This is a genomic window from Luteibacter sp. P4_E6 (genome assembly GCF_056401535.1).
This window is the reverse complement of the sequence record NZ_JBFUJE010000151.1, coordinates 1-8,507: the sequence shown is the minus strand read 5'-3', so window position 1 is coordinate 8,507 and position 8,507 is coordinate 1. Positions and strand designations below refer to the sequence as shown.

10 protein-coding genes are annotated in these 8,507 nt (G+C 64.1%); 4 read left to right on the top strand and 6 right to left on the bottom strand.

Going from position 1 to position 8,507, the window contains the following annotated elements; translation table 11 throughout:
* Positions 1-314 precede the first annotated feature (314 nt).
* The gene (locus tag AC1DT2_RS11165) at positions 315-452 is read right to left on the bottom strand and encodes a hypothetical protein (RefSeq protein ID WP_477296252.1); all 138 of its coding nucleotides are present in this window, start codon (positions 450-452) and stop codon (positions 315-317) included.
* Positions 453-877: 425 nt separating this feature from the next.
* Between AC1DT2_RS11165 and AC1DT2_RS11160 the strand changes: the two genes are divergently transcribed.
* Both AC1DT2_RS11160 and AC1DT2_RS11155 read left to right on the top strand, forming a co-directional pair.
* Positions 878-1,177 carry a transposase gene (locus tag AC1DT2_RS11160; RefSeq protein WP_063573108.1) on the top strand — a complete coding sequence of 100 codons (300 nt, stop codon included), beginning with the start codon at positions 878-880 and terminating at the stop codon, positions 1,175-1,177.
* Positions 1,174-2,034 carry an IS3 family transposase gene (locus AC1DT2_RS11155; RefSeq protein ID WP_477296251.1) on the top strand — a complete coding sequence of 287 codons (861 nt, stop codon included), beginning with the start codon at positions 1,174-1,176 and terminating at the stop codon, positions 2,032-2,034. Before AC1DT2_RS11160 ends, AC1DT2_RS11155 begins: the two co-directional genes overlap by 4 nt.
* A gap of 168 nt (positions 2,035-2,202) precedes the next feature.
* On the opposite strand, the gene AC1DT2_RS11150 is transcribed toward AC1DT2_RS11155, so the two are convergent.
* The 4 genes from AC1DT2_RS11150 to AC1DT2_RS11135 all read right to left on the bottom strand — a co-directional run bounded on the left by AC1DT2_RS11150 (position 2,203) and on the right by AC1DT2_RS11135 (position 5,571).
* Positions 2,203-3,036: a dimethylarginine dimethylaminohydrolase family protein gene (locus AC1DT2_RS11150; protein WP_477296250.1), complete on the bottom strand. Its 834-nt coding sequence runs from the start codon at positions 3,034-3,036 to the stop codon at positions 2,203-2,205.
* A gap of 86 nt (positions 3,037-3,122) precedes the next feature.
* Positions 3,123-3,404, bottom strand: coding sequence for a hypothetical protein (locus AC1DT2_RS11145; protein WP_063573566.1), 282 nt, complete (start codon positions 3,402-3,404; stop codon positions 3,123-3,125).
* Positions 3,405-3,500: 96 nt separating this feature from the next.
* The gene (locus AC1DT2_RS11140) at positions 3,501-4,382 is read right to left on the bottom strand and encodes an NAD(P)-dependent oxidoreductase (RefSeq protein WP_063573565.1); all 882 of its coding nucleotides are present in this window, start codon (positions 4,380-4,382) and stop codon (positions 3,501-3,503) included.
* Positions 4,383-4,395: 13 nt separating this feature from the next.
* The gene (locus tag AC1DT2_RS11135; RefSeq protein ID WP_477296249.1) at positions 4,396-5,571 is read right to left on the bottom strand and encodes a BaiN/RdsA family NAD(P)/FAD-dependent oxidoreductase; all 1,176 of its coding nucleotides are present in this window, start codon (positions 5,569-5,571) and stop codon (positions 4,396-4,398) included.
* Positions 5,572-5,654: 83 nt separating this feature from the next.
* Here AC1DT2_RS11135 and AC1DT2_RS11130 point away from each other — a divergent pair, with 83 nt between their 5' ends.
* Entirely contained in the window at positions 5,655-6,137 is a 483-nt protein-coding gene (locus AC1DT2_RS11130; RefSeq protein WP_063573449.1) for a YajQ family cyclic di-GMP-binding protein, read from the top strand.
* A gap of 63 nt (positions 6,138-6,200) precedes the next feature.
* Here AC1DT2_RS11130 and AC1DT2_RS11125 read toward each other — a convergent pair whose 3' ends face one another.
* Positions 6,201-7,130: an IS110 family RNA-guided transposase gene (locus tag AC1DT2_RS11125; protein WP_477296248.1), complete on the bottom strand. Its 930-nt coding sequence runs from the start codon at positions 7,128-7,130 to the stop codon at positions 6,201-6,203.
* A 300-nt stretch (positions 7,131-7,430) separates the two neighbouring features.
* Between AC1DT2_RS11125 and AC1DT2_RS11120 the strand changes: the two genes are divergently transcribed.
* Positions 7,431-8,273, top strand: a complete 843-nt coding sequence (locus AC1DT2_RS11120; RefSeq protein ID WP_477296247.1) for an EamA/RhaT family transporter — start codon at positions 7,431-7,433, stop codon at positions 8,271-8,273.
* The last annotated feature ends 234 nt before the right edge of the window (positions 8,274-8,507 follow it).

Here is an 8,507-nt window from a genome sequence, read left to right as displayed (position 1 = left end):
GCTCTTCGAGACGGGCCGTAGGGACCGCGCTCGCTCCGCCCGTTAACTGAGCGGCCCTCAGCTTAAGCGGCCCCAAGGGCCAACCCGACCGCGACACCGAACGTTGAGGTGGCGTGTGGCAAGAACGCCCCGCCGCTTTGTTGCCTCGTATCGAATGACCGACGCACCGCGCTCTCGTAGGAGCCGCTTCAGCGGCGAACCCTCAGGCTATGAGGTAACGAATGAGGCCTTGCGATCATTGGACGAGCGATTGAACCGCCCTTGTGTCGCGATGCAAAGCACCACTCGCGACACCAACGATGAGGTCGAGCCGCTCAGCGAACCGCCACAACAAACGCCGCGGCAGAAGCCACATGCGTCGCAGGCGATGCAACGAACGCACCGAGCATCAGAAGGCAGGTCAAAACGCTGGCGGCGAAGAAGGTATGCAGCATGGCGGTTTCGAATTTCATGGTCGTTGTCCTTTGACGATGTTTGAGGTGGAGTCGTAGTTACCTCTGCATCGGTCGTGCCAACGGTGGAAATCAACGGCAAGGCGCATTCTTGCGCGGGTTTTGCGAATCGACCAAGAACGCCGGACGTGTCCGCGGACGATGCGCGGGGCGTCCGGACGGGTGTCCGGGCGTCGTGGCGTTGTCGCGATCTGGTTATCGCCGATGAATCGGCTCCTACAAGAGCGGGGCTGTGAGTGGCGGGCGGTTTGCTCGGCCACACGCAACCTCGGCGTTCGGTGGCGCGAGGGGTAAGGCCCTTGGGGACGCTTAAGCTGAGGGCCGCTCAGTTCACATGGAATGCGGAAGAGGACCTACGGCCCGTTGAGGTGGTCTAATCTTTCTGGACATCCCGAGAGGGCTTCACAGCCAGAACGAGGTGAACCATGGGACGCAAAGACATTACGCAGGCTCAGCGGGACGAGGCCGTGCATCTGATATTGGCTGAAGGCCATTCGGTACGGCAGGTGTGTGAGATGTTGGATGTCGGCTCTACCGCGTTAAGACGGTGGGTGGCGATGTACCAGGCGGAGAATCCGGCACCAGGCAGTCAGAGGACGGCCGACGAGGACCGTCGACGTATCGTCGAGCTCGAGGCGCAGGTGCTTACGCTCCAGGAGGAGCGCGAACTGCTAAAAAAATCTATCGCCTTCTTCGTTCGGGAGAACGATCGCCCACGGCGGTGATCGACGAACTGAAGAGGGCGTACCCTGTCACCCAGCTTTGCGACGCCATGGAATATCCCCGCAGCAGCTACTACGCCGGGCGGGGCGCGGAGGAACGGCCGGTTCCTGTCGAGCCGAAGGCGGTGGCCTCGGTCCGACAGATTCATCGGCAGAGCCGAGGTAGCTATGGCACACGCCGCATGGCTGCGGAGCTTGCGCGGCAAGGCATGCCGACGGGTCGATATCGCGCACGGACCCTGATGAAGAAGGCTGGCGTGTGGGCCGAGCGGGTGCGCCGGCGCTCCTATCGAAGAGCGAGCAAGGCGGCGGTGCCCGCCCCCAATCGTCTCGAACAGCAATTCAACGTGGCCCGGCCCAACCAGGTCTGGGTCGGCGACATCACGTTCCTGCCGACCCGGCAGGGTTGGCTGTACCTAGCCATCGTGGTGGATCTGTATGCCCGGCGGATCGTTGGCTGGGCGTTCTCGACCCAGCCCAACGCCAAGCTGGCGCTGGCCGCCCTGGATATGGCGGTGAAAGAACGCAAGCCTTCGGGCGAGCTGATGTTCCACTCCGACCAGGGCTCTCAATACAACAGCTTTGGCTTCATCCGACGGCTGCAAGGATTAGGGATCACCCAAAGCATGAGTCGAAAGGGATGCTGCTGGGACAACGCGGTCGCTGAGCGGGTCTTTGCCACGCTGAAGACCGAATGGATGCAACGGACTTACGACAGCCGTCACGAAGCCGAGAGCGATGCCACGATCTTCCTGACGTCGTATTACAACTATCGGCGCCTGCATGCGGCCAACGGACAGGTCCCGCCAGCCATCCACGAGATGCTGACGGCCCGAAAAAATACCCTATCGGGTGTCTAGAAATACTTGACCACTTCACGTCTCGAAGAGCCGCGCCGCGGCCCCAAGGGCCTTGCCCCTCGCGCCTCCCAACGCACCCACAAGCGTGAGGCGGCGTAAGCCGCTGGTTACATGGGGCGCATCGCGACCGGCCTTCGCCGATGAATCGGCTCCTACAAAAGCCAGCGGCTAGGCGCCGACGGCTTCATCCAGGCGCAACGTCAGGCACTTGGCTGCACCGCCCGACTTCATGAACTCGTCCAGCGCGACTTCGATCACCATGAACCCGGCCCCCTCCAGACGCGAACGCAGATCCGGGCTGGCGCGGTTGAGGATCACCACCTTGCCCAGGTTCACCGCATTACAGGCGAAATCGAGGGCGTCGTGCTCGTGTACCGCGATGCGGTGGCTCGGCGGGACGTGCTTCTCGATCAGTGCCAATGACGGCGCGTCGAACGCTGCCGGAAAATACAGCGTGTAGCCGTTCGCCAGCGGGCAGAAACAGGTGTCCAGGTGGTAGAAGCGCGGATCGGCGAGTTTCAGCGACAGCACTTCCACGTCGAGCAGCCGCGCCAGTGCGGGTGCCGCAGCCTGATCGGATCGATGACCGTAACCCATCCACAGGCGACGCGAGACGCCGCGATCGAACAGGCCGTCACCGGCACCCTCGAAGAAGACGTCGTCAGGGAGATCCGCGATGTCGAAACCGTGGCGGATGAACCAGGCCCGGTTAGGGCCTTCCTCGCCCTGACGCTCGGCGTATCGAAAGCGACTGGGAACGAAGGTATTGCCGAAGACCAGACCGGCGTTGGCGGCAAAGGTCATGTCGGGCTGGCCCTGCGCGGGCTCTTCCTGCGCGACGTCCGCATGGCGCGACACCGTTTCGCGGAGGGCGTCCCACTGCCTGCGGGAGCGTTCGGAGGTCGTGTCGTGGATGTGGCCGGTCATCCATGGGTTGATGACGTAGCTGACTTCGAAGAACGTGGGTGCGCACATCAGGACGCGAGGAACGGTACGTTCCATCGTCGAAGACATCGTTTCTGCCATGGACGGTGCTCACCGGGATGGGGGAACGAGCCCCCATCATGGCAGAAACGCAGGTTCGATCGTCAGGCCAGCTTGCCGCTGATCGCGGTGACGGTGTCCGACGAAAAATGCAGTTCCTTCAGGGCTTCCTCGAGCGAGTCGCGCGAGTTCGCTTCCACTTCGACTTCTTCACCGACGCTGGCCGGCGAGACATGCACGTAGCGACTGCCTTCCTGGTAGGCAATGCCTTCGTCGTGGTAGATCTGCTTGGTGGCGAGCTTGAAGGTGCCGTCGTTCGATTCCTTCACGAGGACCGCGCGACCCTCGTGCATGCCCTCGTATACCGTCTTCCAGCTTACCGTCATGATGTCCCTCCTCAGCTGCACAACAGCGTGCTGGTCCGATTGTCGCGGACCCGCAGGGGTAATGATTGTGAAGGCTTGCCGAAATCCTTACCGGCGTCAGTCCTTCAGGTGTGCCCTGCCCTCGGCCACACGGGCCAGGCCCGAGAAGTCCAGCTCGCCGTCACCCGCCGCCAGGGACTCCAGCAAGGCGTCGTGCAAGACGCTGGCGAACGGCATGGGCACGCGCTTGGCATCGGCTGCGGCGCGGGCCAGGCCGATGTCCTTGAAGCCCAGGCTCAGCTTGAATGCCGCCGGCGTATAGGTCTGCGCGGCGATCATGCCGCCGTAGATCTTGTAGATCGGCGAGGCGAACAGCGAATTCGACATGACATCGAGGAAATCCGCCGCCGAGACGCCGTGGGCGCGGGTCAGCGTGGTCGCCTCGGCCATGCTCTCGATCGCCGCACCGATCAGGAAGTTGCCGCCGATCTTGACGATGGTGGCGCGGATCGGGTCGTCGCCCATGGGCCAGACCTTCTGCCCGATCAGCTCGAGCAGCGGCTGCACCTTCGCTACCGCGTCCGGCTTGCCGGAAGCGACGACGTTGAGGTTGCCCGCGGCAGCTACTTCGGGACGACCGAAAACGGGCGCCGCGACATAGCCGAGACCGCGTTTCTCGTGCGCCGCGATCAACTCCTGCGCCAGCGCAACCGAAATGGTCGCGTGGTTCACGTGGACAGCGCCCTTCGGCAAGGCATCGAGCACGCCACTGTCGAGGATGACCTCGCGCACGGCGGCGTCGTTGGCCAGCATGCTGTGCAGTACCTCGGCGCCGGTGGCAGCGTCCACGGGTTTGGCGGCTACCTTCGCGCCCTGCTCCGCCAGCGGCTTCGCCGCGTCCGCCGAGCGGTTCCATACCGTCAGCTCGTGGCCACCCTTGATCAGGGTACCGGCCATGCCGGTGCCCATGTTGCCCAGTCCGATAAAACCGATCCGCATACGTTGCTCCGCGTCAGACGGCCAGGCCAGCGGCATTGCCGGAGGCCCAGGCCCATTGGAAGTTATAGCCACCCAGGTGCCCCGTCACATCGAGCACTTCGCCGACGAAATAGAGGCCGGGCTGGCGTTTGGACATCAGGGTGGACGACGAGACCTCGTCGGTATCCACGCCGCCGAGGGTGACCTCGGCCGTGCGATAGCCCTCGGTACCGCTGGCCACGACCGGCCAACTGGCTAATTGTGCGCCGATGTCCTTCAACTCGGCGTCACGGTATTGCCGCATGGGACGATTCGGCAGCCAGATTTCGCACAGGCGCTCGGCCAGGCGCCGCGGCAGCAAGGTGGCGAGCACGGTCTTGAGTTCGGCGAGCGGACGCTCGTCACGGGCTGCCAGCAGCGCCTCCGCGGCGTCGATGCCCGGCAGCAGGTCTACGCGAAGGTCGGTGCCCGGCTCCCAGTACGAGGAGATCTGCAGGATGGCCGGGCCGCTGAGGCCACGATGAGTGAAGAGCAGCGCATCGCGAAAACTTGCGTCGTTGGCCGCAGCCTCCACGGGCAGTGCCACGCCAGCGAGGCCTTCGAAGCGCTCCTGGTGCTTGCCGCTCAGCGTCAGCGGCACGAGGCCCGCGCGCAGCGGCAAGATGGCGTGGCCGAACTGCTTTGCCAGCTCGTAGCCGAAGCCGGTGGCGCCCAGGCTCGGAATCGACAGCCCGCCGGTGGCTACCACCACGGACGCAGCCCGCACGTGGCCCAGCGGTGTATCGCAGCCAAAACCGGTGTCGGTGGCGCGCAGACGGGACACCGCACAGTTGATCTCGACGCGAACCCCGGCCGCCGTGCATTCATCGAGCAGCATGCGCACGATCTGCTTGGAGGAATCGTCGCAGAACAGCTGCCCCGGGGACTTCTCGTGCCAGGCGATCCCATGCTTGTCGACCATCGCGATGAAGTCCCACGGCGTATAGCGGGCCAGCGCGGACTTGCAGAAATGCGGGTTCGCCGAGAGGAAATTGGCCGGCGTCGTGGCGGTATTGGTGAAATTGCAGCGCCCGCCACCGGACATCAGGATCTTCTTGCCGGCCCGATTGGCGTGGTCGACCACCAGCACGCGCTTGCCGCGGCCGCCCGCGACGATGGCCGTCATCAGGCCTGCCGCGCCCGCCCCGATGACGAGGACGTCGTATTCCATGCTGGGTTTTCCGTCGCGCAAACACACATGGTACCGCCCTCGCGTAAACTTGTTGACCTCGCCACGACTTTGGGATCCCCGTCATGCCCTCCTTCGACATCATTTCGGAAGTCGACAAGCACGAACTCACCAACGCCATCGACCAGGCCAACCGCAAGGTGACGAGCCGCTTCGACCTGAAAGGCACCTCGGCCGGCATGGAGCTGGAAGAGAGCACCGTCACGCTGAAGGCGGACAACGAATTCCAGCTCGAGCAGCTGATGCCCATCCTTCGCGAATGCCTTTCGGCGCGCCATATCGACGTCCGCGCCATGGATGTCGGCAAGCCGGAGTCGAACCTCGCCCAGGCCCGGCAGAAGGTCACCATCAAGCAGGGTATCGAGCAGCCGATCGCGAAGAAGCTCATCGCGTCGATGAAGGAAGCGAAGCTGAAGGTGGAAGCGCAGATCAACGGCGACAAGGTGCGCGTCAGCGGAAAGAAGCGCGACGACCTGCAGGCCGCAATGGCGCTGTTGCGCAAGGCGGACGTGGAACTGCCGCTGCAGTTCGATAATTTCCGCGATTAACGCTTACGCCGCCCGCGCCCCTGCCCGGTAGGAGCCGGCTTTATGTGGGAGCAACTGTCTTTTTTAGACAGCCGCCCCATGCCGCCATCCGGCCTGATCACGGACCATCGCATTGATGGCCGTGATCAGGCATCGCATGCAGGCAACGATGGCCACCTTGGCTACTTTTCCCCGCGCCCGCAGGGCGCGGTAACGCTCGCCCAGGGCTGTTCCTTTTGCTCTGACGGCGGCCCAGGCGGCCATGTATAACGCGCGCCGGACGATCCATCGGCCGGCGCGTACGCGCCTGGCACCGTCACGGCAACCACTCTGGTCGACGTAAGGCGCCACGCCCACCAGCGCGGCGATCTGCTGTCGTGTGAGCCGTCCCAGCTCGGGCAGGTACGCGATCAGGGTCGCTTCTACGACGGGCCCGACACCCGGCACTTCGCGCAGCCGTGAGGCAGGATCGACGGCCTTCGTGGCTTTCGCGATACGCCGGTCGAGCTCACGGATTTGCGTACTGGCCGCCTCGATCATGCCGCACAGCGCGTGCTGGGCTGCAGCCAGCTGCGTCTGCTTCAGACGTCGACCGTTGTCGTCACGCTGGCTGACCATCTGCAACCGGCACCGCACCAGTTCGGCCAGTTCGCCGCGTTCGGGCGACGGCATCTCGTACGGTTGTGGAGTGATATTCGCCGCCATACGCGCCAGGATCTGGGCGTCGAGGGTGTCACTCTTGGCAAACCGGCCCATGGCTCGCGAGTAAGCCGAGGCGCGATGCGACGCCAGGCGGGTGACGCAATAACCGGCCTGAGCCAGCGCATCGATGATCCCTCGCTCATAGCCGCCCGTCGCTTCGATAGCGATGTGGGGGACCTCCAGGGGCGCCAGCGCGAGCAGTAACGCGCGATGGCCTTCGGCCGTATTGGCGAAGCGTTCGCAGCGCTCACCAGGAAAAAAACCCACGTCCAACATGGATTTACCGGTGTCGATTCCTACATGGATGCTCATGATTTCACTCCGGAGTACGATCGGAAGTGAGAGCACCTCCACCATGCCCCGGCTTGTGATTTCGAGGTACGACTCGGGCAACTGTTCGGGCTATTGGTGGAGGGAGTGCGGCAGCCCCAGCTCCCACACGTGCTCGCAGCACCGCCGCTAGCGGGCTTGCCGCACTCCGCTCTCACCCCGAAGCCTACGCCGACGCAAAGACACAAGCCGCTTCAGCGGCGATGCCCCTGTGGGAGCCGCTTCAGCGGCGATGCTCTGTGCGAAACTTCTCAGTCTCGCCCCACCGCGTAACCCACCCCCATGCTCTACATCCTCCTCGCCGTCGCCTTCAGCGTCGCCGTCTCGGTCCTGCTGAAACTCGCACGCCGCGCCAACATCGACATCGTCCAGGCCGTCGCCACCAACTACGTTGTCGCGGCCGGTCTTGCCGTCTGGCTGCTCGGTGCGACGCCGCAGGCGGCACTCCAGTCCGACGCACGCGTACCGCTGATCCTGCTCGGCGTGCTACTCCCCGCCATCTTCGTCATGCTCGCGCGCTCGGTCAGCAGCGCCGGCATCGTGCGCACGGACGTGGCCCAGCGGCTCTCCCTGTTCCTCTCGCTGGCGGCGGCCTTCCTCCTGTTCGGCGAAGCGCTCGTCCCGTTGAAGGTCCTCGGGATCGGCCTCGCACTCGTCGCCGTGGCATGCATCCTCTGGCGCAAGGAGCGCGTAGAACGCGCAGGCTGGCTAGCGCCGCTCGCCGTGTTCGCCGGCTTCGGCGCCATCGACATCTGTTTCAAGCTGGTTGCCCAGGCACACGCGCCCTTCCCGAGCGCCCTGCTCGCCTCGTTCCTGATCGCGCTGGTGCTCTGCTGGATCGCCGTGTTCGCGCGCGCTCTGACCCGCCAGGCGCCGTTGTCCTTGCGTAGCATCGGTTTCGGCGTGGTCCTCGGTGCGGCCAACTTCGCCAACATCCTGTTCTACATCCGCGGCCATCAGGCGCTGCCGAATGATCCGTCGCTGGCGTTCGCGTCGATGAATCTGGGTGTCGTGTTGCTCGGCGCACTTGTCGGTGCGCTGGCATTCCGCGAGAAGTTGTCGTGGTTGAATTGGCTAGGTCTCGCGATCGCCGTTGCGGCGATCGGTGTTATGACGATCGCCTGATCGGGGTGCAGGAGTCCGATCAGGACAAAGACTGAGTCCAGCGCTTTCGCCGATGAATTGCAGTGGTCAAGCTTTTCTGGACACCGGTGTAGGAGCCTGAGCCGCCAGTTGCTCGAAGAGCACTGGCGGGATGTCGTTTAGTCGCGAGTGTTGCCGTTCTAGGTTGTAGTAGATCAGAAAGTCGGTCAGCTCCTTCTCGGCCTCGGCGATAGATGCGTAGCCTCCTTCAGGTAC

What these genes read in the sequence shown, in the direction of transcription:
- AC1DT2_RS11125 (WP_477296248.1), bottom strand. Translation starts at nt 7,130, where the DNA reads ATGAGCATCCATGTAGGAATCGACACCGGTAAATCCATGTTGGACGTG.
- AC1DT2_RS11160 (WP_063573108.1), top strand. Translation starts at nt 878, where the DNA reads ATGGGACGCAAAGACATTACGCAGGCTCAGCGGGACGAGGCCGTGCAT.
- AC1DT2_RS11130 (WP_063573449.1), top strand. Translation starts at nt 5,655, where the DNA reads ATGCCCTCCTTCGACATCATTTCGGAAGTCGACAAGCACGAACTCACC.
- AC1DT2_RS11145 (WP_063573566.1), bottom strand. Translation starts at nt 3,404, where the DNA reads ATGACGGTAAGCTGGAAGACGGTATACGAGGGCATGCACGAGGGTCGC.
- AC1DT2_RS11165 (WP_477296252.1), bottom strand. Translation starts at nt 452, where the DNA reads ATGAAATTCGAAACCGCCATGCTGCATACCTTCTTCGCCGCCAGCGTT.
- AC1DT2_RS11135 (WP_477296249.1), bottom strand. Translation starts at nt 5,571, where the DNA reads ATGGAATACGACGTCCTCGTCATCGGGGCGGGCGCGGCAGGCCTGATG.
- AC1DT2_RS11140 (WP_063573565.1), bottom strand. Translation starts at nt 4,382, where the DNA reads ATGCGGATCGGTTTTATCGGACTGGGCAACATGGGCACCGGCATGGCC.
- AC1DT2_RS11150 (WP_477296250.1), bottom strand. Translation starts at nt 3,036, where the DNA reads ATGGAACGTACCGTTCCTCGCGTCCTGATGTGCGCACCCACGTTCTTC.
- AC1DT2_RS11120 (WP_477296247.1), top strand. Translation starts at nt 7,431, where the DNA reads ATGCTCTACATCCTCCTCGCCGTCGCCTTCAGCGTCGCCGTCTCGGTC.